Below are 26,872 nucleotides of genomic sequence, written 5' to 3' on the forward strand. Positions count from 1 at the left end.
GGGCTCCGGTTCGCGGGGTGGTGACTCCTCCCCACTGTCCACCACGATCGCCGCCGGTTCGACACCCCCGAGTGCTGAGGTGAGACACCCGAAGGGGGAACAGATCCCCACCAAGGTGGCACCCGTCAACGGCGGCTGGCGCGCCGATATCCGATCGCGGCGGGCACCGCGAAGACGACGATCGAGCCCAGCGACCACAGCAGCGTCAGCGTCAGCGGATGCGCCAGGGGCCCCCCGAGCGACAGCGCCTTCATCGCGTCCACCGCCACCGACAGCGGCTGATTGCGCACCACCGGCTGGATCCAGCGCGGATAGGCGGGCAGTGGCACGAACCCGGTGCTGAAGAACATCAGCAGCGAGGACAGGATCGTAATCCCCTCCACCAGAGTCGCTTTCGCGGTGAACACCGCGACGGCCGTGACCATGGTGGCGAAGGCCAGCCCGAACAGCACCGGCACCAGCGTGAACGCCAGCGCCGCGAACACCCCCTGCTGAAACCGGAACCCCAGCAGATATCCGACCGCGATCACGACCACGGTGCCGACGAGGATGCGGCACCCCTCGGCCAGCACGCGTGCCGCCGGTCCGGAGGCCCGGTGCACGGGCAGCACCCAGAACCGGGCGAGCAGGCCCGCGTCCCGCTCGCGCCCCAGCATCACTCCCCCGGCCACCGCGCCCGACAGCGCACCCACGATCGCCACCATCGGCACCGACCCGTACAGCGCGCTGGCACCGGAGAACCGCTCGATCTGCCCGCCGACGACGGTGTCGAGCATGATCAGCAGCAGACACGGGATGATCAGCGTCTCCAGCAGCGTCACCGGACTGCGCGACCAGCGCAGCAGCAGCCGCTGCGTCTGAATCATGGTGTGCCACACCAGCGCCCGCGGCGAGGTCTCCGAAGCCGACGACACCATCATGCGCGCCTCCTGCTCAGCCGGACGGTGAAGAACAGCCCCGCCCCCAGCAGGGCCAGCAGCCACAGCAGCGGCGGCCCCATCAGCGCCCAGCTCACCTCGCCCGCATTGCCTTTGGTGTCACCGGCCAGCGCGCGCAGTCCGATCGCGAATTGCGACACCGGCTGATTGCGCACGAAAGGCTGTACCCAGTGCGGAAACTGGCTCGCCGGAGCCAATCCGGTGGACAACATGCCGAAGATCAACGGCGGCAGCACCAGGGCCTGGGTGATCGCCTCCGGACTCCTCGCGGCCGTGCCGATGGCATCCGCGCCGAGGGTGAACGCGATTCCGATGAGCAGCGCGAACAGCAGAAATCCCAGGGTGTGCGCGGTATCGAGGCGGAATCGGAACCCGATGACGTGCCCGCATGCCAGGGCGGCGGCCAGGGCGATCAGCAGCCGGAAGACATTGCCGGACATGCGCGCCGCGATCGGCACCAGCGGCGCGATCGGCATCGCGCCGAAGCGTCGGTCGAGCCCGGAGACGGCATCGGTGGCCGCGCGGAACGCGGCGGAGATGGCCGTGAACGCCGCCGCCTGCAGCACCACGATCGGCATCATGAACTGGGCGTAGCTGCTGAATCCCGTTCCGCTGAAGGACATCACGCGATCCAGCGGGATGTAGAAGCTGGCCGTGAACGCGGCCGGTGCGAGCACCGAGGCCAGCACCTCGCCGGTCCGCACCGAGGGTGTGATCAGCCGGGTCGTCAGCACCCACCACTGTTGCGCGGTGGCCGGGGTCGCGCGCGCCGCGGTCAACCAGCCCGTTGTCACGCCCGCTCCTCGTCTCGTGCGAGATGCCCGGTCAGGGTGAGGAAGACATCGTCGAGCGACGGCCGCCGCAGCGCGATGTCGACCAATTCCACTCCCGCACCGTCCAATCGGCGCATCACCTCGGCGAGGGTCCTGACGCCCTCGGGCGCGGGAATCGCGATCCGATCCGCCTCACCACCCAGCGCCACACGCGCCTCCGGGGGCAGCAGCGAACCGAGCGCACCGGCGATGGCGGGCAGATCCTTCAGATCCAGCGGCACCACCTCGCAGTAGCTGGTCCCGGTGCGCGACTTCAGTTCGTCGGCGGTGCCCTCGGCGATCACCACACCGTGGTCGATCACGATGATGCGGTCGCACAGCGCATCCGCCTCCTCGAGGTACTGGGTGGTGAGCAGCGTGGTGATGGCCTCCTTGCGGAATCCGGCCACCAGATCCCACACGCCCTGGCGGCTGCGCGGATCCAGCCCGGTGGTGGGTTCGTCGAGGAATACGACGTCGGGCCGCACCACGAGGCCGCAGGCGATATCGATGCGCCGACGCATACCGCCGGAGTAGGTGCCGACCCGGCGGCCCGCGGCGGCGGTCAGATCGAATTCGGCGATGAGCTCCTCGGCCCGGGCGCGCGCGGCCCGCTTGCGCAGACCCATCAGCCTGCCGAACAGCACGAGATTCTCGTAGCCGCTGAGCATATCGTCCAGGGCGGCGAATTGACCGGTCAGCATGATCGAGCGGCGCACGGCCGCCGGATCGGCGAGGACATCGTGCCCCGCCACCGTCGCCCGGCCGCGGTCCGGGGCGATGAGCGTGGACAGGATGTTCACGGTCGTGGTCTTTCCGGCCCCGTTGGGGCCGAGGATGCCGAGCACCTCCCCCGGCTCCGCCACGAAGTCGACCCCGCGCAGCGCCCGCACCGCGCCGAAGGATTTCTCGATGCCCTCCACCAGCACCCCGCCAGCTCCTGACCTCACTGTCCAGCCTCCAGATGTTCGTCGAGGACGCGTGCGATGACCGGCAACACATGCGGTGCCGTCAACTCGTCGTGGGTGGCCTCGATGTCGTAATTGGTGATCGAGCCGGTCACGTAGCGCCGCCAGCCGGACGGCCCAAAGATCTCCGAGGTGCCCACGGTCGCACTGAAATACAGCACGTCGCCGCGATAGACGGGACGTCGATATCCGGTGCGGGTGCGAGCGGAGGCGTTGTAGGAGGCGGCCATCCGCTCGATGGTGTCGGCGTCGATGATCGCCACCCCGCCGGTGCGGTCGCGGATCGCCGCGGCCGCCTCCTCGGCGGTGGCGCTCGCGGGCACGTCGTCGATCCCGAGCACGCCACCGAAGGTGTTGACGAACGCACCGGCGCTGAGCCTTTCGATGCTGTCGCCATCGATATCGGCGGTATCGGCGTCCAGCAACGCGACCACCCCGACCCGTTCCCCGGACTGTTCGAGCCGGGTGGCGACGGCGTGTGCGATGAGGCCGCCGAACGACCAGCCCAGCAGGTGATAGGGTCCGTCCGGCTGTACCCGGCGGATCTCGCGCGCGTACCGGTCGGCGAATTCCGCGATGGACCGGGCCGCCGGTTCGCCGCTGAGATCCGGGGCCTGCAGGCCATAGATGGGGCGGCCGGACCGCAGCAGTTCCGCCAATCCCAGATAGGTCCAGGCGATTCCGGACGACGGATGAATGCAGAACAGCGCGGGCTCGGTGCCGTCGGGCCGAATCGGCAGCAGCACATCCAATCCCAGCCCCATCGGCGCCGGACCCGGCGCGGCGGCCAGCCGCTGCGCGGCGGCTCGCTCCCTCGCGTCGTCTTCGGCGGCCTGCCGCGCGAGCGGAGATTGAGCGAACAGGGCTGCGGCGGTGAGAGTTTCGATCCACAGGCGGGCGAGTTCGGCGACATCGTCGGCGGACAGTAGGGTGTCCGGATAGCCGAATCCGGCCTGCAACCGATCGCCGACCACAACGGCGTTGATATCGATTTCCGCCGTCAGCGGCACATCCGGGCACTCCCGTGTGTGCAGGTCACCGAATTCGTCGGTGGGCAGCCAACCCAGCCCGTCCAGTCCGGCCGGAATGTCGCCCGCGGCGTAGCGGCCGAGGTAGTTGAACGCGATCCGGCCGGGCAGCCGCTCCGGCAATCGCTGGGCGGCAGCGGGATTGAGATAGCGCAGCAGTCCGAATCCGATACCCCGGTCGGGGACCCGCAGTAGCCGATGCTTCACCGATCGAATTGCCGCGCCCATGGCCGCGCCGCCGATGAGGGCCTCGTCGATATCGAGTCCCGCCAGCTCCACCCGGAACGGATAGACGCTGGTGAACCAGCCGACGGTGCGCGAGAGATCCGCGCCGGGCACGATTTCCTGCTGTCTGCCATGGCCCTCGAGCCGCAACAGCACGCTGTCGGGCCGATCGGTCCGCCACCGCGATACGGCCAGCGCCAATGTCGCCAACAGCGCGTCCTCCACGCTGCCGTCGAAGATCGCGGGCACCGTGGTGAGCAGCGCGGTGGTGACATGTTCCGGCACAACGATTTCCACGGTGCGCAGGGTGGCGGTCCGATCGATCGCCGGATCGAGATCGCGCTCGCCCAGCCGCGGATCGGGGCCGTCGACGACGGTGCGCCAGTAGTCGAGCTCGGCGATCCGCTCGGTGCGGTGGGCCTGCTCTTCCAGCGCATACGCCCAGCGGCGCATCGACGTTCCGGGCTCGGGCAGCACGGGTGTGGCGCCCGCGGAGACCTGGGCCCAGGCGGCCATCAGATCGGGCACCAGGATCCGCCACGACACCCCGTCGATGACGAGATGATGGGCGACCACGATCAACCGGCCCGCTCGGCTGCGCTCGCCCGCGTCACCGATCGGATCGAGCCAGACGAATTGCAGCACCACACCGCGCGCGGGATCCAGCCGGTTCATGGCCGAATCCAGTTCGACGACGGCGTATTCGCGCAGATCGACGCTATCGGCATCGGCGGCGAACTCGACCCGCCGGATCAGTGCGTCGACATCGACGGTGCCCGGTTCCGCCACCCGCAGCCTCCACTCGCCGTCGCGAAACAGCCTGGCGCGCAACATGTCGTGCCGATCGACCACCGCGGTGAGGGTGGCCACCAGCTGCGCGCGTACGATCCCGACCGGCAGTTCGAGCACCGCGGTCTGAGCGAAGCGATCGAAGGTGCCGCCGCGTTCGATCATGTACCGCACGATGGGGGTGAGCGGGATGTCACCCACGCCGCCGCCGGGCAGTTCGTCCAGGATCACCTCGACATCGGCGGCATCGGCGGCGGCCGCCATGGCCGCGACGGTCCGATGCTCGAAGACCTGCAACGGCGTGAGGGTGATGCCGCGCAGCCGAGCACGCGACACCAGTTGGATCGCGAGAATGCTGTCGCCGCCGAGGGCGAAGAACGAGTCGAGCACACCCACCTTCTCGCGCCCGACCAGCTCGGCGACCACGGCCGCCAGCGCCTCCTCGGTCGGCGTACTCGGCGGTGCGTATTCGGTGCCGACATCGTCGAACACGGGCTCGGGCAGGCGCTTTCGGTCCAGCTTGCCGACCGCGTTGATCGGCAGCTCGGCCAGCACCACGAACGCCGACGGGACCATATAGCCCGGCAGCCGGTCTTGGGCATGCGCCCGCACCGCCGCGAGATCGAGCCCGGTCGCGCGCGGTACCAGATAGGCGGCCAGCGCGGCGGTTCCCGCGGGTGTGCGCACGCCGAGTGTCACCGCGAATTCCACCCCCGGCGCCCGCCCCAGCACGGCATCGATCTCACCGAGCTCGATGCGCTGGCCGCGCACCTTGACCTGGAAATCGGTGCGCCCCAGATATTCCAGCTCGGGTGCGCCGAGCGAGCCGACCCAGCGGACGAGATCCCCCGTGCGGTACATCCGCTTTCCCGCCGCGCCGAAGGGATCGGCGACGAACCGGCCCGCGGTCAGATCCGGTCGCGCGTGATACCCGCGCGCCAGGGCGGCCCCGGACAGATACAGCTCACCGGCGACGCCGAACGGCACCGGACGCAGCCGATCGTCGAGCACCAGCACCGCCGCGCCGTGGACGGGTCCGCCGATGGTGATCGGCGCACCCACGGCCAGCGCCCGCGAACCCGTTGCCCAGATGGTGAATTCGGTGGGACCGTACAGGTTCACCATGGTGCGCCCGAGCGCCCACCGTTGCACCAGTTCGGCACTGACCGCCTCACCGGCGACGGCGAGCACCCGCACCCCGGACATCTGCGCGGGTTCCACGGTCGCCAGCGCCGAGGGTGTGATCACCATATGCGTCACCGCCTCGGCGGCAACGAGTTCGGCGAGCGCGGACCCGCCGAACACCTCCGGTGGCGCGACGACGCAGCTGCCGCCGGACCCGAAGGCCATGAGCGCCTCGAACACCGACGCGTCGAAGCTCGGCGAGGCCACCTGCAGCACCCGCGAGTGCTCGTCCACGCCGAGCGAATCACGCTGCGCCGCAATCATGTCCGCGATGCCGAGGTGCGATACCGACACGCCCTTGGGCGTGCCCGTCGAGCCGGAGGTGTAGATCATCCACGCCGGGTGGTCCGGGTGAACGACGACCGGTGGCGCGGTCGTCTCGGCCTCGTCCCAGCGCGCCGCGAACTCCGGATCGTCGAGGACCAGCCAGCGCACCACGCCCGGCAGCAGGGGCCGGTGCGCCGATAGGGTGAGCCCCAGGCGCGCGCCCGAATCGCCCAGCATGTGTTCGATCCGGTCGATCGGGTGCTTGGGGTCGATCGGCAGGAATGCGGCACCGGTCTTGGCCGCCGCCCACAGGCCGGTGAGGAGTTCACCGCCGCGCGTCAGGCCGAGGGCGACAACGGTTTCCGGGCCGGCGCCCGCCCGTGCCAGCAGGGCAGCCAATCGGGTCGCTCGCGCATCGAGCTCGCGGTAGGACCAGCTCACCCCGTCGGCGACGAGCGCGGTCCGATCCGGGTGGGCCGCCACGGACTCGGCGAGTACGTCCGCCAGGGTGGCGGTGCCCACGGTGTGCGGTCCGTACCCGGGAACCAATGCGGCACGCTCGGATTCACCCAGAATGTCGATGTCGGCGACGGGCCGCGCGGCATCGGCGACAACGGCGGCCAGTACCCGCTGCCAGCGATCGGCGATCGATGCCGCGCCGTATTCGTCGAACAGGTCGCGCGCGTAGGTAAGCACCGCGTCCACGCCCGCGGGCTCGCCGTCCGAAAAGCGTTCGCGCAGATCGAAACTCAGATCGAACTGCGACCCGTCGCGCTCGAACGGCTCCACCCGCACCCGCAACCCGGGCAGTTCCAGCGCGGGCTCCACGAAGTTCTGCAACGACAACGAGATTTGGAAGATCGGATGGTGCGCCGTCGACCGGGTCGGGTTCAGCACCTGCACCAGCCGCTCGAAGGGCACATCGGCGCGGGCGAACGCATCCAGATCGGTGCCGCGCACCGTCGAAAGGAATTGTTCGAAGCCGAGATTCGGGTCCACTACGGTCCGCAGCGGCACAGTGTTGACGAACATGCCGACCAGCCCGTCCAACGCCTGCTCGCCCCGGCCCGCGACCGCGGTACCGATCACCACGTCGTCGGTCCCGCCGAGCCGGGCCAGCAGCACCGCCAGCGCGGCGTGCAGCACCATGAACAGGCTGGCATCACCCGTCGCGGCGAGCGCGGACAGCTCCCGATGCAGCCGCACGTCGAGGGTGAACCGCAGATCGGCGCTGCGCATGGACTGCACCGCCGGGCGCGGACGCTGCGCGGGCAGCTCCAGCGCGTCCGGCGCACCGGCCAGGGTGTCGGTCCAGTATCGAATCTGACTGGCCGCCAACGACTTCGGATCCGATTCCGCACCCAGCAGCTCCCGATGCCAGAGCGCGTAATCGGCGTACTGCACCGGCAGCGGCGGCAGGGTCGCCGCCACCCCCCGCGCATGCCCCACATAGGCGGTCAGCAGATCCGACGCCAGCGGCGCCATCGACGCGCCGTCCGCGCTGATGTGGTGCACCACCAGCACCACGACGTGGACGTCCGGGGCGATCCGGAACAGCCCGATCCGCAGCGGCGGCTCGCGCGTCAGGTCGAATCCGCTCCCCGCCAGCCGCGCGATGCGCTCCCCGAGCTCCGCACCGTCACCGGTCTCGACGACCGCGACCTCGGGCGTGACGGCCTCGGCGTCGAGCACCACCTGGCGCGGACCCTCGGCGTCCGCCGGATAGATGGTGCGCAGGCTTTCGTGCCGGGCCACGACATCCCCGACCGCCCGGCGCAGCGCGCCGGCGTCCAGCTCCCCGGTGAGCCGCAGCGGCGCGACGATGTTGTACACCGCCGAGCCGGGATCCATCCGGTTGAGCACCCAAATGCGCTGCTGCGCCGCCGACAACGGGATGCGGTCGGGCCGAATGCGCGCCGCCAGGGCGGGGCGGCCCGGACCGGCCTCGGCGGCGGGGGTGATGCGCGCGGACAGCTGCGCGACCGTCGGCGCGTCGAACAGATCGCGCAGGGCGATGGTCGATCCGAGCGCCGCATTGACCCGGGCGACAACCTTCGTGGCGCTGAGCGAATTGCCGCCGAGGTCGAAGAAGGATCGGTCGATGCTCACCTGTTCGCTGCCGGTCACCTCGGCGAAGACCGCGGCGACGGTCCGCTCCACCGGCGTGCGCGGCGCGAGATAGCGCTGGTGCAGATCGGCGACGTCCGGTGCGGGCAGGGCGCCGCGATCCAGTTTGCCGACCGGTGTGAGCGGAATGCTGTCCAGCTCGAGGATGTAGCCGGGCACCATATAGCCGGGCAGCGCGGCGGCGACGCTCGTCCGCAGCCGCTCGGTATCCAGTGCACGCCCGGCCGCCGCGACTACATACGCCACCAGTACGGTCGCCCCCGTGGGGCCGGGCGCGCCGATGGTCGCCGCGTACTCGACGTCCGGATCCCGCGCGAGCACCGCATCGATCTCGCCGAGTTCGATGCGCAGACCGCGCACCTTGACCTGAAAGTCACTGCGGCCCAGATACTCCAGCCGCGGGGCCGGGCCGTTCTCGACCCAGCGCACCATATCGCCGGTCCGATACATGCGGCTGCCGGGCGCACCGTACGGATCGGCGACGAAGCGGGCCGCCGTGAGCCCGAACCGATGAAAATAGCCGCGCGCCAGCGCCGTTCCCGCGAGATACAGCTCCCCCGTCACCCCCGTCGGCACCGGCCGCAGCCAGCCGTCGAGCACCATGGCCGCCGCGCCGTGAATGGGTCCGCCGATCGTGATCGGCTCACCCGGCCGCAGTTCTCCCGGACCGGTCGCCCAGATGCTGAACTCGGTGGGCCCGTACAGGTTCACCATCCGGCGACCGTTCGACCACTCGGCGACCAGCTCCGGCCCGACTGCCTCTCCGGCCACCGACAGCACCCGCAACTCGGGCAGATCGTGCGGCTCCATGGTGGCCAGCACCGAGGGCGTGATCACCGCGTGGGTGACCCGCTGGGTGCGCAGCAGTCGTTCGAGTTCGGTGCCGCCGTAGACATCCGGCGGCGAGAGCACCAGCCGCCCGCCCATGGCGTGCGCCTTCAGCAGTTCGTGCACCGAGGCGTCGAAACTCGGCGAGGCGACCTGCAACACCCCGGCGCTGGCATCCAGGTCGAGCGTATTGGCTTGGGTCGCGACCAGATTCGCCAAACCGCGGTGGCCGACCAGCACCGCCTTGGGCTTGCCGGTCGAGCCGGAGGTGTAGATGAGGTAGGCGATCTGGTCGAGCAGCACCGGCCCACCGCGTTCGGCGTCGGTGATCGGCGCGTCGGAGACGGTCATCACCCGCCGGATGGTGTTGAGATCGTCCAGCAGCAGCCAGTCGATGGTGCCGGGCAGCGTCTCCCCGACCTCGCAGATGGTCACCCCGATCGGGGCCCGGGAATCGGTCAGGATGTGCTCGATCCGCTCCACCGGATAGTTCGGATCCAGCGGCAGGAAGGCCGCGCCCGTCTTGGCCAGCGCCCACACCGCGACCACCGACTCCACCGAGCGGGTCAGTGCGAGCACAACGAAGACCTCCCGGCCCACCCCGCGGCGCAGCAGCACCCGGGCGAAGCGGTTCGACCAGGCGTCCAGGTCGCGGTAGGTCATGGTGAGGGCACCGGCCTGCACGGCGATCCGATCCGGATCGATGCTGGCACCGTCGACCAGAATCTCCGGAAGTGTGCGCGGCGCAACGGCTTGCGGGCCGCGCACCGGCAGCAGCGCGGTACGTTCGCGGGCATCGCAGTGCTGCAACCGCGCGACGCGCTGCCCCGGCTGTTCGGCGATCTGGGTCAGCAACGCGACGAACCGGTCCAGCAGCCGCCGGGCCGCGGCCGAATCGAGGTGATCCACCAGGAATTTCACGCTCACCCGCAGTCCATCGGGCAGCGGAATGACCATCAGGTTCAGCGGATACGGGGTCGCGTCGGTTCCGGTCACATCGAGGATGCGCATCCCGCCGATGTCGAGCGCCCGCGACAACGCCTCCCGATCCATGGGATAGGACTCGAAAACGACCAGCGTGTCGAACAATTCGGGCAGCCCGACGGCCCGATGGATCGCGGCCAGCCCGACGTGCTGATGATCGAGCAGCCGCGCCTGTTCGGCTTGGACGCGGGCGAGCAGATCCGCGACCCGCTCCCCCGGATCCAGCCGCACCCGCACCGGCAGGGTGTTGATGAACAGCCCCACCATCTCCTCGACACCGGGCAGCTGCGGCGGGCGGCCGGAGACCGTGCCGCCGAAGACGACGTCGGTGCGCCCGGTCAGCATGGCCAGCAGCAAGGCCCACGCGGCCTCTACGGCCGTGTTCACGGTGGCGCCCGCCGCCCGCGCGGTCGCCGCCAGCCGTTCGACGTCGGGCTGTGCCAGGTCGACGGTCACCATCTCGGACTCGGCGGATTCGATGCCGGCCAGCGTCGGCACCGCCCGGGTAGGTGCGTCGACGCCCGCCAGCGACCGCGACCACGCGGCCAGCGATTCCCGATCGTCCTGTGCGGCAAGCCAGGACAGGAATTGCCGATACGACGGCGGCGCGGGCAGGGCGCTCGCCGATCCGGACAGCAGGCCGAGGTAGGTGGTCAGCAGCTCGCGCACCAGCAGCGGGGTGGACCAGCCGTCCAGCACCAGATGGTGGTTGGTGAGGAGTAGGGTCCAGGCGTCGGCCGCGGTGCGCACGAGGGCGAATCGCAGCAGCGGCGGGTGGGTCAGCTCGAAACGGGTGCTCGCGTCCAGGGCGATCAAGCGCTCGAGTTCACGGGCCCGGTCCTCGGGGGTCGCGAGCTCGGTGAGATCCACCTCCCGCCAGTCCGGATCGGCGGTGGCAAGAACCAATTGCCTTGGGCCGTCCTCGGTTTCGACGAAGGCGACGCGCAGATTCGCATGCCGCTCGACCACCTGCCGCGCGGCGGCCCGCAATCGCGCCGAATCCACCCGGCCCGCGAGGGTCAGCCGCGTCTGCACGGTGTAGTCGTCGGCGGTATCGGTGTCGTAGCGGGCGTGGAACAGCAGGCCGTACTGCAACGGCGACAGCGGCCACACGTCCACCAGGTTCGGATGGTCGCGCTCCCACTGCTCGATCTGCGCCTGGGTGGCTCGGACCAGGTCGAAGTCGGAGGGTGTGTGACCACCGGCTCCGGCCGCGTCCGCATGCGCCGCCAGCGCCCGTATCGCCTCGCGCCACAGGTCGGCGAGTGCGGCCACGCGCGGCTCGTCCAACAGCCGGGTGGCATAGGCCCAGCTGACCTCGAGCCCGGCATCGGTCCGGATCGCATTGATGTCGACGGCGGCGGGCAGCGGTGCGCGCGGGTCGCGGGTGGATGCGAAGCGCCGGGGCAACCAGGGTCCCTCGTCGCCGGTCGCGGCCCGGCCGAGGTAGTTGAAGCTGATTTGCGGGGTGACCGAAAGACCCAGACCACCTTCGGGATTCAGGTACCGCAGCATGCCGTAGCCGACGCCCTTGTCGGGCAGTTGCCGCAGCTGCTCCTTGACCGACTTCAGGGCCGCCCCCGCCGCCGGCCCGCCCGCGAACGCGTCGTCGAGGTCGATGTCGGTCAGATCGAGGGCGACCGGATACACGCTGGTGAACCAGCCGAGGGTGCGGGCCACATCGGCCCCGGGCAGGATCGCGTCCTCGCGCCCGTGTCCCTCGAGGGTGAGCAGGGTGGTGGTGTGCCCGCGCCAGCGGCTCACCGCGAGCGCCAGCGCGGTGAGCAGCGCCTCGTCCGCGCCGCAGTGGAATCGTTCGGAGACCCTCTCGAGGACCGCGCTCGCGCTGTCGAGGTCGATCACCGTGTCCAACTCCGCCACGGTCGCCACCACGTCGACGGCCGGATCGAACGCGACCGCGCCCAGGGCCGGATCCGCGGTGCGGGAGATCCGTTGCCACAGTGGCAGTTCCGCGCCGCGTTGGTGCGCCTGCTCGCGCTGTCCGTGCGCCCAGCGCCGGAACGACGTGCCCACCGGGGCGAGCGGGCCACCCGCGTACGCGGTCGCCAGATCCGGCAGCAGGATCCGCCACGACACACCGTCGACGACGAGGTGGTGCAGCACCAGCCACAGCAGCGGCGCGGCCTCGGCCGATTCGATCAGCGCGAACCGCGCGACCACCCCGCCGCGCGGGTCGAGCCGGTCGGCGGCACACTGCAATTCGGTCTCCGGATCGGCCCCGGCCGCGACGATGTCGAGCAGGGCCGCGGCATCGATCGAACCGCGTTCGCCCACAAGCCATTTCCATTCCCCGTCGTGCTGGCTCAGTTCACAGCGCAGCAGGTCGTGATGATCGATGAGGGCCTGCAACGCCGCGGTGAGCCGGACCCGATCGAGATCGGCGGGCAGCCCGATCAGCACGGCCTGCGCATATCGATCCCAGGGCGCGCCGTGGGCGAGCATGTCGTGCACGATCGGGGTGAGCTCGATCGGCCCGATCCCGCCGCCGGGCAGCTCCCGCACGGCCTCGGCGCCCACCTCGGTGGCGATCGCGGCCAGACCGGCAACGGTCCGGCGCTCGAACACCTCTCGCGCCCCGAAGCCCAGGCCCGCCGCCTTGGCCCGGGACACCAGCTGGATGGCGATGATGCTGTCCCCGCCCAGGGCGAAGAAATTGTCGTCCACGCCCACCGAATCCAGCCCCAGCACCTCGGCGAACAGCTCGGCCAGCACCCGCTCCCGGGGAGTCGACGGCGCTCGGCCGGTGCCGGTGCGGGCGCGGAAGTCCGGACGCGGCAGGGCGCGGCGATCCACCTTCCCGACCGGGGTGAGTGGAATGTGATCGAGCACCACGATCGCCGCGGGCACCATATAGGCGGGCAGGATCTCGCCGAGGGCGGCCCGCAGCGCGTCCGGGTCCAGATCCGCCTTCTCCCCGAGCACATAGGAGGCCAGAGCCGTTGCGCCGGAATCGGTCTCGACACCAAGGGTGAGAGCGAACTCGACGCCGGGCTGCCGCTGCAGGGCGGCGTCCACCTCGCCGAGCTCGATGCGGAAACCGCGCACCTTCACCTGCGCGTCGCCGCGTCCGGCATACTCCAGTTCGAACCGGCCATCGCGGCACTGCCAGCGCACCAGATCACCCGTGCGATACATCCGCGCGCCGCCCGCCGTGGGATCGGCGACGAATCGTTCCGCGGTCAGGCCATTGCGCCGGTGATAGCCGCGCGCCAGGCACGCGCCGCTCAGATACAGCTCCCCGGTCACCCCGGGCGGCACGGGCCGCAGCCATGGGTCGAGTACCAGCGCGCGCACGCCGCGCACGGGGCCGCCGATGCGCACCGGATCGCCCGGTGCGAGCGGGTCGCTCAGCGTCACCGTGACCGTGGTCTCGGTCGGGCCGTAACCGTTGAGCAGCGTGCGGCCGGACCATCTGCTCAGCAGTTCCGGTGGGCACGCGTCGCCGCCGACCACGACCGTGCACAGCTCGGGCAGTGTCGCCGGATCCAGTGAATTCACCACGGCGGGAGTCACATTGAGATGGGTGACGCGCAGCGCGCGCAGCACCCGCGCCAGCTCCACACCGGCATAGGCGGCCGGAGGGACCACCGCGACCGTGGCACCGGCGGCGAACGCCACCAGCAGCTCCTCGACCGAGATGTCGAAACTGGGCGAGACGGCGTGTGCCATCACCGAATTCGCGTGCACACGAAAGGCCGCGCCCGAACTCGCCACCAGATTGGCCAGGCCCCGGTGCGAGACGAGAACGCCCTTCGGCATTCCGGTGGATCCGGAGGTGTAGATGACGTAGGCGATATGGTCGAGCCGCACCGGGGAGCGGCGGTCGGCATCGGTGATCGGCGACGAATCCTGCTGTGCGACGGCCGCTTCCGAAGCAGCTGTGTCGATCTCGAGCCAGCTCACCCGGTCCGGCAGCGCACCGCGCACGCCCGCGACCGTCACCCCCGCGACGACGCCGCTGTCGGCGATCATGTAGTCGATTCGATCGGCCGGATAGGTGGGGTCGATCGGTACGAATGCCGCACCGGTCTTGGCGACCGCGTACATCGCCAGCACCGATTCCCTCGACCTCGGAATCGAAATCGCCACCATTCGTTCCGGGCCAGCGCCGGCCTCGATGAGCAGGCGGGCCAGGCGATTGGTGTAGTCGTCGAGTTCGCGGTAGGTGAGCTCGAGGTCGTCGGTCGCGATCGCGATCGCCTCGGCGTCGACGCGCGCACCGGCGGCGAGGATGTCGGGCAGCGGCCGCGCCGGCACATCCGCCGGGCCGCGGGCGGGCGCGGATGCGGCGCGCTCGGCGGCGCTGGTCACCGATACCGAGACCAGCGGTGCGTCCGCCCCGGCGGCCAGGAATCGCGCGAGATAGTCGAGGAATCGGCCGTACTGGGCGGCCAGGGCGGCCTGGTCGTACAGATTCGGGTTGGCCTGGAAGTCGATATGGGTACTCTCCCCGCCCACCCCGGGATACACATTGACGAACAGATCGTCGATCAGCCCCGAGGTGAGCACGTGCAGCCGCCCGGTGACGCCGCCGAGCTGAATTCGACTGTCCACCATCATCAGGTTGACCGTCGGGCCGAACGAGGTGACCTCCTCCATCGACCAGCCCAGATCGCGGATGATGTCCTCCTGCCGGTACCGCTGCCGCCGCAGCGCACCGGTCAACTCGCCCTGCGTGGCCCGGATCAGCTCACCCACGGTCCGGGTGGGGTCCAGGCGCAGCCGCAGCGGCACCACATTGGCGACCATGCCGCCCGAGCGCCGCAGCGTCGCGGTGGTGCGGCCCGATACCGGCAGGCCCAGTACCACCTCGGCCGCTCCGGTCATCGCCGCCAGGTAGGCGCCGAATGCGGCGACGATGATCGGCGCGGCGCTCGAGGACTGCTCCTTGGCGGCGAGTTCGATCAATTCCGCTGTGTCCAGGGGCAGTTCGCCACTCACCAGATTCGGCTGGGCGTCGACACCGGCCTGTCGCCCGGCCAGCGTCACCGGCTCGGCCATGCCTTCCAGATGGGTGCGCCAGTACTCGCGGTCGGCGTGCAGGCGGTTCGAATCCCGGTAGGACAGATCGTCGTCGACGATCTTGCGCAGATCCTCCGCGCGCCCGGGCGGGATCTCGCGGCCGGTCACCGCGCAGTCGTAGATCTCGGAGGTGCGCTGCATCATCGTCAGCGCGCCCACCCCGTCGAGGACGATGTGGTGCAGCCGCGAGTACCAGAACCAGCGATCGTCGGCGATGCGGAGCATGGCCATCCGCACGAGCCGATCGGTCAGCGGGTCCAGCGGGGCGGAATACTCCGCGCGCATCCAGGCGTGTGCGGCCGACTCCGGGTCCGGCGCCTCGCGCAGATCGATGAGGTCGACGTGATCGTCGAGGGTGGTGTCGACCAGTTGGTATGGGGTACCGTCGATCTCGATCAACCGCAGATATCCGGTGCCGAATTCGCGACCGGCCTGCCGCGCCGCCCGCGCCAGCAGTTCGACGTCGACCGCGCCCGCGAACTCGACGTACTGCGCGATCGAGATCGGGGTGTCACCGGCGAAATGCTGGGCGAACCAGATGCCGCGCTGCGCCGCGGACAGGGGAAAGGCACCGGCGGGCGGTGCGGAGGAGCCCTGGGACATGGGGGAATTCCTGCATGGAGATCTCGAAACGGCTGCAGGTCACGCGGCCTGATATGCCGTGCGGCGGTCCGCCTCGGTGATCGGCGCGTCCGAACCCGTCAGGTAGTGCACCAGGGTCGAGCGGTCGTCGAGCACCAGCCATTGGATCGAATCGGTCAGCGAACGCCGCCCCGCCTTCGTCGTGACCCCCAGATCGGCGCGGGGAGCGGAAGCATCGATGTCGATGGGCACCACGGTCGCACCCGTCTTGGCGACGGCCAGTCGAGTGACGTCCGATTCCAGTTGCGGTGTACCGGCAATGGCGATGCGGGCGCCCGGGCGGGCCCCGAGCCCCAGCAGGATCCGAGCCAGCCGGTTCGACCACCGGTCCAGATTCTGGTGGGTGAGATCGGCCGCGGGATCGGTCGGCTCGGTCGGGTCGATCCACTCGCACATGCTCATCATGCCCTCTATCGCTCTCGCATCGTGTCGGTTCGGGATGTATCCAACTGTCGCCTTTTCGGGCCCGACCCGACACCAACCCCAGTGGTGGCGAGCACACCTTCGAGGGGTGGGCGTTTTCACCCCTAGGGGTGCAAGACGGGAAAAGCCCCGGCCCCTTCGGGGCCGGGGCATGCGAGAGCGGCGGTGGGCCGGGGCATGCGAGAGCGGCGGGCCGCGGCCCACCGCCGCGCTCAGCGCTTGGCGCGCTCGCGCTTCTCTCGCACCCGCACCGAGACGCGGATGGGGGAACCGTCGAAGCCGAATTCCTCACGCAGCCGGCGTTCCAGGAAGCGGCGGTAGCCCGCCTCCAGGAAGCCGGTGGTGAACAGCACGAATGTCGGCGGGCGGGTGGTTGCCTGGGTGGCGAACAGCACGCGTGGCAGCCGACCGCCGCGCATCGGCGGCGGCGTGGCGGCGATGACCTCCTTGAGCCAGGTGTTCAACCGGCCGGTGGGGATACGCTTGTCCCAGGATTCCAGCGCGGTTTCCATTGCGGGAACGAGCTTTTGGATGGCCCGGCCGGTGTGGGCGGAGATGTTGACCCGCTGCGCCCAGCGCACCTGGACCAGTTCGCGGTCCACCTCGCGCTCGAGCTGTTCGCGGCGATCCTCGTCGACCAGATCCCACTTGTTGAACGCCAGCACCAGCGCGCGCCCGGCATCGGCGACCATGCTGATCACCCGCAGATCCTGCTCGGTGATCGGCAGCGAGGCGTCGATGAGCATGACCACCACCTCGGCGGCTTCGATGGCGGCCTTGGTGCGCAGCGAGGCGTAGAACTCAGTGCCGCCCGCATTGTTGACCTTGCGACGCAAGCCCGCGGTGTCGACGAAACGCCATGTCTTGCCGCCCAACTCGACCAGGGAGTCGACCGGGTCGACGGTGGTGCCCGCCACATCGTGCACCACCGAGCGCTCCTCGCCCGAAAGCTTGTTCAGCAGACTCGATTTGCCGACATTGGGCTTGCCCACCAGCGCCACCCGACGCGGGCCGCCCACGACACCCGTTCTCTCACGCGGAGTTTCGGGCAACACCTCGAGCACGTCGTCGAGCAGGTCGCCGGTGCCGCGGCCGTGCGCGGCGCTGATCATGCGCGGCTCCCCCAGCCCGAGCGACCACAGCGACGCGGCTTCGGCCTCCAGCCGCTCACCGTCGACCTTGTTGGCGACGAGGATGACCGGAGTCTTGGAGCGGCGCAACACCTTCGCCACCGCCTCGTCGGTCGCGGTCGCCCCGACCTGGCCGTCCACCACCAGCAGGATCGCGTCGGCGGTCCGCATGGCCAGCTCGGCCTGGCGCGCCACCGCCTGCTGCAGGCCCTTGGCGTCGGGCTCCCAGCCGCCGGTGTCCTGCACCAGGAATCGTCGACCGACCCAATTCGCCTCGTAGGAGATGCGATCGCGAGTCACGCCCGGAATGTCCTCGACCACCGCCTCGCGACGGCCCAGGATGCGGTTCACCAGGGTGGATTTGCCGACGTTCGGACGGCCCACGATGGCCAGCGTCGGCATGGCGATATGCGCTTCGGCGTCGGCATCGTCGGCGAAATCGGCGATGTCCCACTCGGATTCGTCGCTCCAGATGCCGTCACCGGCGAAGGTGTCCTGCGTCATCGGTTACCTCCTGCCGAAATCTGCTGCACGACAACTCGATACAGCTCGTCGATGACCTGATCCATGGACAGGTCGCTGGTGTCGACGAGCACCGCGTCCTCGGCCGGGCGCAGCGGCGACACCGCGCGGGTGGAGTCGAGGTTGTCGCGGCGCTGCACATCGGCCAGCACGGCGTCGTAGTCGTCGCCGCGTCCCTCGGCGATGTTCTGCTGGTTGCGCCGGTGGGCGCGGGCCTCGGCGGAGGCCGTCAAATAGATCTTGGCGTCGGCATCGGGCAACACGACCGTGCCGATATCGCGGCCCTCGACCACGATCCGCCCCGCGCTCGCCGCGATCTCCCGCTGCAACGCGACCAGCTGCTCGCGCACTTCGGGCACCGCCGACACCGCCGAGACCGCCGTGGTGACGGCATTACCGCGGATCTCGGCGGAAACGTCCTCGCCGTCGAGTTCGATCAGCTCGCGGCTGGGATCGGTGCCGATGGTCAGCGGCAGATCCTTCACCGCGACCGCGATGGCGGCCGGATCGGTGAGATCGACGCCGCCGCGCAGCACGCGCAGCGTCGCCACCCGGTACATCGCGCCGGTATCGAGATAGCGCGCGGCCAGCCGGGTCGCGAGCCGACGCGACACGCTGGACTTACCGGTGCCCGACGGGCCGTCCATGGCGACGACCAACGACGTCGAGTCGGAAATCTCCGCGTCGGCCACGCCGCCTCCTCGAACGTTCCGTCCCAGCATCTGCACACCGTTCACGCCACAGCTCCGTCCACGTCCTTGATCGCCCTGCGAGGTCCCACTGTCACAACGACACCGCCTCGTAGAGCTTCCCGATTTCGTCCCGACCGAGTACCCGCATGCTGCCCGGACGCTGATCGCCCAGGGCGATGGGGCCGATATGGGTGCGGACCAGTCCGATGACCGGATGGCCCACGGCCGCGAGCAGGCGGCGCACGATGTGCTTGCGGCCCTCGTGCAGCACAACCTTCACCAGCGATTTACCCTCGCCGATCTCGAGCACCTGAAAGCGATCGGCCTTCGCGGGGCCGTCGTCGAGTTCGACGCCGTCGCGCAGGCGCTTGCCGACCTCGCGCTTGACCTCGCCCTGCACGGTGGCCAGATAGGTCTTGGACACCTGGAACGAGGGGTGCATGAGCCGGTGAGCGAGATCGCCGTCGTTGGTGAGCAGCAGCAGTCCCTCGGTGTCGGCGTCGAGGCGGCCGACGTGGAACAGGCGTTGACCGGCCATCACGCGTTCGGCGACGATATCGCCGATACAGGGGCGGCCCAGTTCGTCGGACATGGTCGACTGGAAACCCTTGGGCTTGTTCAGCGCCAGGTAGACCTGTTCGTCACGGACCACCACGCGCACGCCGTCGACCCGCACGATCGCGGTATTCGGGTCGATGCGCAGGCCCTGCTCGCGCACGATCGCGCCGTCGACCTCGACCCGGCCCTGGTCGATGAGTTCCTCGGCGGCGCGGCGCGAGGCCACACCCGCCTTGGCCAGCACCTTCTGCAGGCGCTCGCCCTCGCCCCAGGGCAGCTTCTCCGGTCCGGTCGCCTCGGGCTCGACATGCTGGCGGCGCGCGGGTTTGGCGAAGCTGAGCACGGTCTGCTCGCGGCGCTGCTTCTGCGGTTTGCGGCTGGGCGCGGGCTTGGGGGTCAACGGGCGACCGCCACCGATCCGCCCGGCGGTGCTGTTGCCGGTGAGCGAACGGCTGTCGCCGCGTCCGGCGAGCCGTTCGGGCATCGGGCGACCCGACATCGAGCCGCCACGGCCGGAACCGACGCCGCGGCCCGAGCCCTCGGCTCGATATCCGCGCTCGCCGGTGCCCCGCCGGTCCTGCCCGGAACGGCCACCGGCCGAACGATCGAAACCGCCGCGCTCCCGGTCGAATCCGCCCCTGCCGTGACCACCGCGTTCCTGGCGCTCGAAACCACCGCGTCCACCGCGGCCGTAGTCGTCACGATCGGATCCGCCGCGCCCGCCGCGCTCGAATCCACCCCGTCCGCCGCGGTCGTACCCACCGCGCTCGTCACGATCGAAACCACCGCGCCCGCCCCGGTCGAATCCACCCCGTCCGCCGCGGTCGTACCCACCACGCTCCTCGCGGTCGTACCCACCGCGGGCACCGCGAGCGGATCCGCCCTTGGCGTCGCGATCGAAGCCACCGCGGCCGTAGCCACCCCGGCCGTCGCGATCCTCGCGGCCGTATCCGCCGCGCTCGGTCTGATACCCCCCGCGGCCGCGGTCGCTACCGCGGCCTCGGGCCGATCCGCTCGACGGCGGTTCGGCCCTACGTTTCCTACGATCCGGTGTGCCATCTCGGCGAGCGGGTGTATTCACGTGGTCCTGTCAATCCTCGGTGCCGAGGTCGATATCCGACTCGGCGGGTTTCTTCAGCCTGGTGTACCGGGGATCGGACTCCAGGCTCTCGTTGATCTCATCGATCAGGTCGACGCCCGGCAACAGGGGCGCCAGCGGCGGCAGATCCGCCAGTGACGCGAGCCCGATCCGTTCCAGGAACAGCTCGGTGGTGACGTACAGGGTGCCGTTGGTCTCGGGATCGGTCCCGGACTCGGCGATCAGGCCGCGCGCCACCAGGGTGCGGATGACGCCGTCGACGTTCACCCCGCGCACGGCGCTCACCCGTGCTCGCGTAACCGGTTGACGATAGGCGATCACCGCCAAAGTTTCCAAAGCGGCCCGGGTCAGTTTGGACCGCGAACCGTCCAGCAGCATGCGCTCGACATAGGGCGCGTACCGGGTCCGCGTGTAGAAACGCCATCCGTCGCCGACATATCTGAGATCTATGCCACTGTCTCGTGCGGACAGCTCCGCCGACATCTCCCGCAGCGCCTGCTCGACCCGCCGCTCGGTGTCGTTCAGCGCCGAGGCCAGCTGTTCGACCGGCGCGGGCGCATCGACGACCAGCAGCATCGCCTCGAGCGCCGCGCGGAATTCGGCGTCGTCGAGCCGCTCGACGATCTCGGCCTCCTCCTCCGCGTCGGCGACCCCGGCGTCGAGCGCGGCAACCTCGGCGGCACCCACCCCACCGCCGGGCCGCGCGGAATCCTCCGCCCTCACCCCCGCGTCGCCGAGCGCGGCAGTCTCGGCCGCGGCCGTGGTGTCGCTGGGTCGATCGGATTCCGGCGCCACGGCCTCGTCGAGCCGCTCGGTGACCTCGGCGTCCTCGGGACCGGCGACGGTCGTGTCGAGTTCGTCGGGGCCCGCTGTCGTCGTCATCCGTAATCCTCGTCGATAGTCACTGTCTCCGTTGACTTCTCACCGTCCGGCTCCCCGATCCAGCTGACCGCCAGGGGCCCCAGCGGATCGGGCTGATCGAACTCGATCGTCTTGCCCCGATACAGTTCCAGCAGCGCCAGGAAGCGCGCGACGATCTGAACCGGCACGTCGCAGTCGGCGCACAACTCGCGGAAGGTGGTCCAGCCACCGGCCCCGCGACTCTTGAGCATTTCCAGCACGAGCGCGGCCTGCTCGGCGACCGAAATGGCGTGGGAGTGCAGATGGTCCAGTCCCACCTTCGGCGCCGGACGCGGCCGGAACGCCGCCGCGGCGACCTCGGCGAAGCCGACGGCGTCAACTCCCAGCGTAACCTCCGGCAGCAGGTCCAGGTACCGCTCCTCCAGCGAGACCGCGCGCGGGTAGCGCCGCAGCGCCGCCTGCTCGAGTTCGCCGAGCAGCTCGGCCACCTGCTTGAACGCCCGGTACTGCAGCAGCCGCGCGAACAGCAGATCGCGCGCCTCGAGCAGCGCCAGATCCTCCTCGTCGGTCACCTCACCCGAGGGCAGCAACCGCGCGGCCTTCAGATCGAGCAACGTCGCCGCGATCACCAGGAATTCGGTGGTCTGGTCGAGAATCTTGTCCGCGCGCAGCGTCTTGTCCTGGTCGAGACTGGCGGTCAGCGCCTTGACGTAGCCGATGAATTCGTCGGTGACCTGGTGCAATGCCACCTCGGTGACATCGAGGCGACGCTGGCTGATCAACTGCAGCAGCAGATCGAACGGGCCCTCGAAATTGGCCAGGCGCAAGTGGAACTTATTCGATCTGTCCGAATTGTCCGGCGCGGTGGTCTCGTTCGGGGCGGTCGGAGCGCTCTCGGTCACCGGCCCGACCGGTGGATGACTTCCCGTGCCATCGCCCGATAGGCCTCGGCGCCACCGGATTTCGGCGCCCAGGTGGTGATCGGCTCACCGGCCACGCTGGCGTCGGGGAAACGGACGGTTCGGGCGATCACGGTGTCGTAGACCAGATCGCCGAAGACCTCCACGACCCGGGCCATCACCTGCCGCGAGTGCAGTAACCGCGCATCGAACATGGTGACCACGATGCCGTACAGGCTCAAACCCGGATTCAACCGGTCCCGCACCTTCTCCACGGTATCGGTGAGCAGCGCCAGTCCGCGCAGCGAGAAGTATTCGCATTCCATCGGTATGACCACGCCGTCGGCGCAGGCCAGCGCGTTGACGGTGAGCAGGCCCAGCGACGGCTGGCAGTCGATGAGGATGTAGTCGTACTGATCGCGCAGCGAGGCCAGCGCGCGGCCCAGGGTCTGCTCGCGGCCGACCTCGTTCACCAGCTGGATCTCGGCCGCGGATAGGTCGATGTTGCTGGGCAATAGATCCATGCCCTCGACCTTGGTGTGCATCAGCACGTCCCGGGCCGCGGCGCGTCCGCCGACCAGCAGGTTGTGCACGGTCAGTTCCAGGTCGTGATGGGCCACGCCCAGACCCGCCGACAGCGCGCCCTGCGGATCGAGGTCGACCAGCAGCACGCGGCGGCCGTATTCGGCCAGGGCGGCACCGAGATTGATGGTGGAGGTGGTCTTGCCGACGCCACCCTTCTGATTGCACATGGCTATGATCAGCGCGTCGCCGGTGTGCGAAACGGGCGGGGGCTCGGGAATGTCCCGCAGCGGGCGACCGGTCGGTCCGATTTCCGCGCCGTCCGCCACGATGTCGTTCGCCTCCCACAGCGTCTGGGCCGCCTGCTCGATGCGGGGGGCCGACCTACCCGAAAGCGGTTCTGCCGCAGCACTCCTCGGCGGCTCGGCCGCACCGGCTGTCGTCATATCCGCTGCTCCTTCAGTGTTCTGCGCCCAATTGCCCCGCCGAGCGCAGCGAGGCAGCTCCCACCCGATACCACCGTAGGGTGACATCAGGACCCCCATAGACGCTACCGCCTAGGAAGGCAAGAGCTACGCTCGGACACGCATTGTGAGCATGGCATCAGTGCGCCGCGGCGCCGATCTGAGCGCAAAACGTGGGCCAGCATACCGGCGTCGGCGCGAGATACCGGGAGGCGCAACACTTCCGCGCGTCGACTCCTCAGCGCGCGCGGGGATGGGCGGTCGCCCAGACCTCGTGCAGGGTGTTGACGGTGACCAGGGTGTAGATCTGGGTCGTGGTCACCGAGGCGTGGCCGAGCAGTTCCTGCACCACGCGCACATCGGCGCCACCGTCGAGCAAATGGGTCGCGAACGAGTGACGCAGGGTGTGCGGTGACACCGCCGCGCCGATGCCCGCGCGCTCGGCCGCGTCCTGCAACACCTGCCAGGCGCTTTGGCGCGACAGCCGCCCACCGCGGTGATTGAGGAACAGGGCCGCGTTTCCCTTGCCGCGCAGCGCCAGCGCGGGACGCCCGCGCACCAGATAGGCGTCCACCGCTGCCAGCGCGGGACGGCCGATCGGGACCATTCGCTGTTTACCGCCCTTGCCGTGCAGCACGACCGCACGCTCCTCGGTGTCGATATCGTCGACGTCGAGGCCGACCACCTCCGAAATGCGCGCGCCGGTCGAATACAGCAGCTCGAGCAGCGCCCGATCGCGCAGCCCGCGCGGTCCGCCGTCGGCCTCTCCCGTACCGCCCGCGGCCTCGAGCAGCCTCGAGATCTGCTCATAGGGAAGCGCTTTGGGCAGCCGCCGCCCTGGCGTGGGCGGCTTCACCGGATGGGCGACATCCCCCGCGGTCATTCCCTCGGCCGTAGCGAACCGATGCAGCCCCCGCACCGCCACCAGCCCCCGCGCCGCCGAGCTCGCCGCCAGCGGCGGATATCCATTCCCCCCGGCCCGCAGCGACACCACGAAATCGGCGATATCGCTCTCACTCACCCCCTCGAGTCCCCCGATCCCCCGCTGCTCCAAGAACTCCCGATACCGCCCGAGATCCCGCCGATACGCACTCAACGTATTGCGCGCAGCCCCCCGCTCGACGGTGAGGTGATCGAGATAGGCCGCAATCTGCCGCTGCAACACCCGCCCATCATGTCAGTCCCCACCCACACACCCGTCGACCGCAACGCGCGACAACCACCACAACGCTTTTTGCCCTGCACCGCCCGCTGGGCGGACGGTGCAGGGAAACAAGGGGGCGCTGGCGGGGATGCACATGGAGCCGACCCGGCGCGCTCTCCTACTTCCCTCGCACCGTCCGCTTACTTCCCTCGCACCATCCGCATACATCCCTCGCCCCGTCCGCTTAAGTCCCTCGCACCGTCCGCTTACGTCCCTCGCACCGTCCACTCAGCGGGCGGTGCGAGGGCAACACGCTCGCAGCAGCCGAAAGCTACTCCCCGGCCGCCTTGCGATCGAAAAACGCCGTGGGCATACCCGGCCACGGCGCGTCGGCGGGGCGCAGGGGGAGGTCTCGGCTGCGGGCGGTGGACAGGGCCAGCACGCCCGCTACCGCGGTGGCGTTGACGATCTCACCCGCCAGTGCCGCACGGATGGCCTCGTCGACCGGCATGCGCACGATCGAGAGGTCGGCCTCCTCCAATTCGGGATCGGGGCGGTCGGTTTCGGAGAGGCCGGTGGCGAGGTAGATGCGCAGGGCCTCGTCGGTGAAGCCCGGGGACAGGGCGACGTCGACGAGCACCGACCAGTCGCGGGCGGCCAGGCCGGTTTCCTCGGCGAGTTCGCGCTGGGCCGCGGTGAGCGGATCCTCGCCCTGCTTGTCGAGCAGGCCCGCGGGCAGCTCCAGCAGGCGGCGGCCGATGGGGTGGCGGTACTGGTTGACCAGGACCAGATTGCCCTCGTCGTCGACCGCGGCCACCGCCACCGCGCCGTGGTGCTCGATGACCTCGCGCTCCACCACCCGGCCGCCCGGCATCCGGACCTGGTCCAGGCGCAGGGCCAGGATCGCGCCGGAATACACCGTCCGGCTCGACACCGTCTCGAAATCGTGTGTGCCCGGTCCGTTTCCGGAGCTCACTGCGAAACCCGCTCGCCCTCGTCGACCTCGACCTCACCCGGGATCTCCACCGGAAGCCGCTCGGCGGCCTTGTACTTCAGCGCCGCCGCGATGAGTCCGGCGAACAACGGATGCGGGCGGGTCGGCCGGCTCTTCAGCTCGGGATGCGCCTGGGTGGCAACGAAGTAGGGGTGCTTGTCGGCGGGTAGCTCCACGAATTCGACCAGATGCCCGTCCGGCGAGGTGCCGCTGAACTTCAGCCCACTCTTGGCGATCCGATCGCGGTAGGCGTTGTTGACCTCGTAGCGATGCCGGTGCCGCTCCGACACCTCGGTGGTGCCGTAGGCCTGCGCGACCACCGACCCCTTGGCCAGCACCGCCGGATACGCGCCCAGGCGCATGGTGCCGCCCAGATCCGCCTCACCCGCCACGACCTGCTGCTGATCGGCCATGGTCGAGATGACCGGATGCTTGGTGTCGGGCTCGAATTCGGCGGAGTTGGCGTCGTCGAGACCGACCGAGCGGGCCGCCTCGATGACCACGCACTGCAGGCCCAGGCACAGACCCAGCAGCGGGATGCCGCGGGTACGGGCGTAGCGGATCGCGCCGACCTTGCCCTCGATGCCGCGAATGCCGAATCCGCCCGGAATCAGCACGGCGTCGACATCGTGCAGATGCTGCTGCGCGCCCGCGGGAGTCTCGCATTCGTCGGACTGCACCCAGCGGATGTTCACCTTGGCCCGCGCGGCGAAGCCGCCCGCGCGCAGCGCCTCGGTGACCGACAGATAGGCGTCGGGCAGATCGACGTACTTGCCGACCAGTGCGACGGTGACCGCCTCGCGCGGATTGTGCACCCGATCGAGCAGATCGCCCCACACCGTCCAGTCCACGTCGCGGAACGGCAGGCCCAGCTTGCGAACCACATAGGCGTCCAGACCCTCACGGTGCAGCACGCGCGGGATGTCGTAGATCGAGGGCGCGTCCGGAGTCGAGATGCAGGCGTCGACGTCGACGTCGCACATGAGCGCGATCTTGTTCTTCAGCGGCTGCGGCACCTCGCGATCGCAGCGCAGGATCAGCGCGTCGGGCTGGATACCGATATTGCGCAGCGCGGCAACCGAGTGCTGGGTGGGCTTGGTCTTGAGCTCACCGGAGGGGGCCAGATACGGCACGAGGGTGACATGCAGGAAGAAGACGTTGTCGCGACCCACCTCGTGGCGGATCTGCCGCGCCGCCTCCAGGAACGGCTGGGACTCGATATCGCCCACGGTGCCACCGATTTCGGTGATCACCACGTCCGGGGCCTGCCCGTACAGATCCGGTCCGGCCATCGCCAGCACGCGGTTCTTGATCTCGTCGGTGATGTGCGGAATGACCTGCACCGTGTCGCCGAGGTACTCGCCGCGCCGCTCCTTGGCGATGACGGTCGAATACACCTGTCCGGTGGTCACATTCGCATCCCGCGACAGATCCCGATCCAGGAACCGCTCGTAGTGCCCGACGTCGAGATCGGTCTCGGCGCCGTCCTCGGTCACGAACACCTCACCGTGCTGGAAGGGGTTCATGGTGCCGGGATCGACGTTGAGGTACGGATCGAGCTTCTGCATCGTCACGCGCAGACCGCGAGCGGTGAGCAGCTGACCGAGGCTGGAGGCGGTAAGACCCTTACCCAGAGAGGAGGCGACACCGCCCGAAACGAAGATGTGTTTGGTCGCCGCGCGCGCCGGAATCCGTGATTGACCCACGGGACTTCACAGTAACACGGAA

The 26,872-nt window shown here is 69.7% G+C and carries 14 protein-coding genes; all 14 read right to left on the reverse strand.

The window, feature by feature from the left end; genetic code table 11:
- Positions 1-125: 125 nt before the first annotated feature.
- The 14 genes from NDR87_RS35250 to NDR87_RS35315 all read right to left on the reverse strand — a co-directional run bounded on the left by NDR87_RS35250 (position 126) and on the right by NDR87_RS35315 (position 26,850).
- Entirely contained in the window at positions 126-920 is a 795-nt protein-coding gene (locus NDR87_RS35250; protein WP_251918324.1) for an ABC transporter permease, read from the reverse strand.
- A complete protein-coding gene (locus tag NDR87_RS35255) occupies positions 917-1,732 on the reverse strand; it encodes an ABC transporter permease (protein WP_251918325.1) in 816 nt (271 codons plus the stop codon). Before NDR87_RS35255 ends, NDR87_RS35250 begins: the two co-directional genes overlap by 4 nt.
- Entirely contained in the window at positions 1,729-2,700 is a 972-nt protein-coding gene (locus tag NDR87_RS35260) for an ATP-binding cassette domain-containing protein (protein ID WP_251918328.1), read from the reverse strand. The genes NDR87_RS35255 and NDR87_RS35260 overlap by 4 nt, the downstream gene beginning before the upstream one ends.
- Positions 2,697-15,797 carry a non-ribosomal peptide synthetase gene (locus tag NDR87_RS35265; RefSeq protein WP_251918329.1) on the reverse strand — a complete coding sequence of 4,367 codons (13,101 nt, stop codon included), beginning with the start codon at positions 15,795-15,797 and terminating at the stop codon, positions 2,697-2,699. The genes NDR87_RS35260 and NDR87_RS35265 overlap by 4 nt, the downstream gene beginning before the upstream one ends.
- 39 nt (positions 15,798-15,836) lie before the next feature.
- Entirely contained in the window at positions 15,837-16,241 is a 405-nt protein-coding gene (locus NDR87_RS35270; RefSeq protein WP_251918331.1) for an AMP-binding protein, read from the reverse strand.
- 230 nt (positions 16,242-16,471) lie between these two features.
- Entirely contained in the window at positions 16,472-17,893 is a 1,422-nt protein-coding gene (gene der, locus NDR87_RS35275; protein ID WP_251918333.1) for a ribosome biogenesis GTPase Der, read from the reverse strand.
- Positions 17,890-18,633: a (d)CMP kinase gene (gene cmk, locus NDR87_RS35280; RefSeq protein WP_251918366.1), complete on the reverse strand. Its 744-nt coding sequence runs from the start codon at positions 18,631-18,633 to the stop codon at positions 17,890-17,892. Before cmk ends, der begins: the two co-directional genes overlap by 4 nt.
- A 61-nt stretch (positions 18,634-18,694) precedes the next feature.
- The gene (locus NDR87_RS37810; RefSeq protein ID WP_251918335.1) at positions 18,695-20,242 is read right to left on the reverse strand and encodes a pseudouridine synthase; all 1,548 of its coding nucleotides are present in this window, start codon (positions 20,240-20,242) and stop codon (positions 18,695-18,697) included.
- A gap of 9 nt (positions 20,243-20,251) precedes the next feature.
- A complete protein-coding gene (gene scpB, locus NDR87_RS35290) occupies positions 20,252-20,884 on the reverse strand; it encodes an SMC-Scp complex subunit ScpB (protein WP_251918368.1) in 633 nt (210 codons plus the stop codon).
- A gap of 254 nt (positions 20,885-21,138) precedes the next feature.
- Positions 21,139-22,023 (reverse strand): ScpA family protein, encoded by an 885-nt coding sequence (locus NDR87_RS35295; protein WP_372494391.1) that lies wholly within the window; start codon positions 22,021-22,023, stop codon positions 21,139-21,141.
- Positions 22,020-22,988 carry a ParA family protein gene (locus NDR87_RS35300; RefSeq protein WP_251918338.1) on the reverse strand — a complete coding sequence of 323 codons (969 nt, stop codon included), beginning with the start codon at positions 22,986-22,988 and terminating at the stop codon, positions 22,020-22,022. The genes NDR87_RS35295 and NDR87_RS35300 overlap by 4 nt, the downstream gene beginning before the upstream one ends.
- A gap of 256 nt (positions 22,989-23,244) precedes the next feature.
- Entirely contained in the window at positions 23,245-24,171 is a 927-nt protein-coding gene (gene xerD, locus NDR87_RS35305) for a site-specific tyrosine recombinase XerD (RefSeq protein WP_251918340.1), read from the reverse strand.
- A 310-nt stretch (positions 24,172-24,481) separates the two neighbouring features.
- Positions 24,482-25,126 (reverse strand): NUDIX hydrolase, encoded by a 645-nt coding sequence (locus tag NDR87_RS35310; protein WP_251918342.1) that lies wholly within the window; start codon positions 25,124-25,126, stop codon positions 24,482-24,484.
- Positions 25,123-26,850, reverse strand: coding sequence for a CTP synthase (locus NDR87_RS35315; protein ID WP_251918344.1), 1,728 nt, complete (start codon positions 26,848-26,850; stop codon positions 25,123-25,125). The genes NDR87_RS35310 and NDR87_RS35315 overlap by 4 nt, the downstream gene beginning before the upstream one ends.
- Positions 26,851-26,872 lie beyond the last annotated feature (22 nt).

This window comes from Nocardia sp. CDC159, from assembly GCF_023740735.1.
GTDB lineage: Bacteria > Actinomycetota > Actinomycetes > Mycobacteriales > Mycobacteriaceae > Nocardia > Nocardia pulmonis.

What these genes read in the sequence shown, in the direction of transcription:
- NDR87_RS35250 (WP_251918324.1), bottom strand. Translation starts at nt 920, where the DNA reads ATGATGGTGTCGTCGGCTTCGGAGACCTCGCCGCGGGCGCTGGTGTGG.
- NDR87_RS35265 (WP_251918329.1), bottom strand. Translation starts at nt 15,797, where the DNA reads ATGTCCCAGGGCTCCTCCGCACCGCCCGCCGGTGCCTTTCCCCTGTCC.
- NDR87_RS35270 (WP_251918331.1), bottom strand. Translation starts at nt 16,241, where the DNA reads ATGATGAGCATGTGCGAGTGGATCGACCCGACCGAGCCGACCGATCCC.
- der (WP_251918333.1), bottom strand. Translation starts at nt 17,893, where the DNA reads ATGACGCAGGACACCTTCGCCGGTGACGGCATCTGGAGCGACGAATCC.
- cmk (WP_251918366.1), bottom strand. Translation starts at nt 18,633, where the DNA reads ATGCTGGGACGGAACGTTCGAGGAGGCGGCGTGGCCGACGCGGAGATT.
- NDR87_RS35300 (WP_251918338.1), bottom strand. Translation starts at nt 22,988, where the DNA reads ATGACGACAGCCGGTGCGGCCGAGCCGCCGAGGAGTGCTGCGGCAGAA.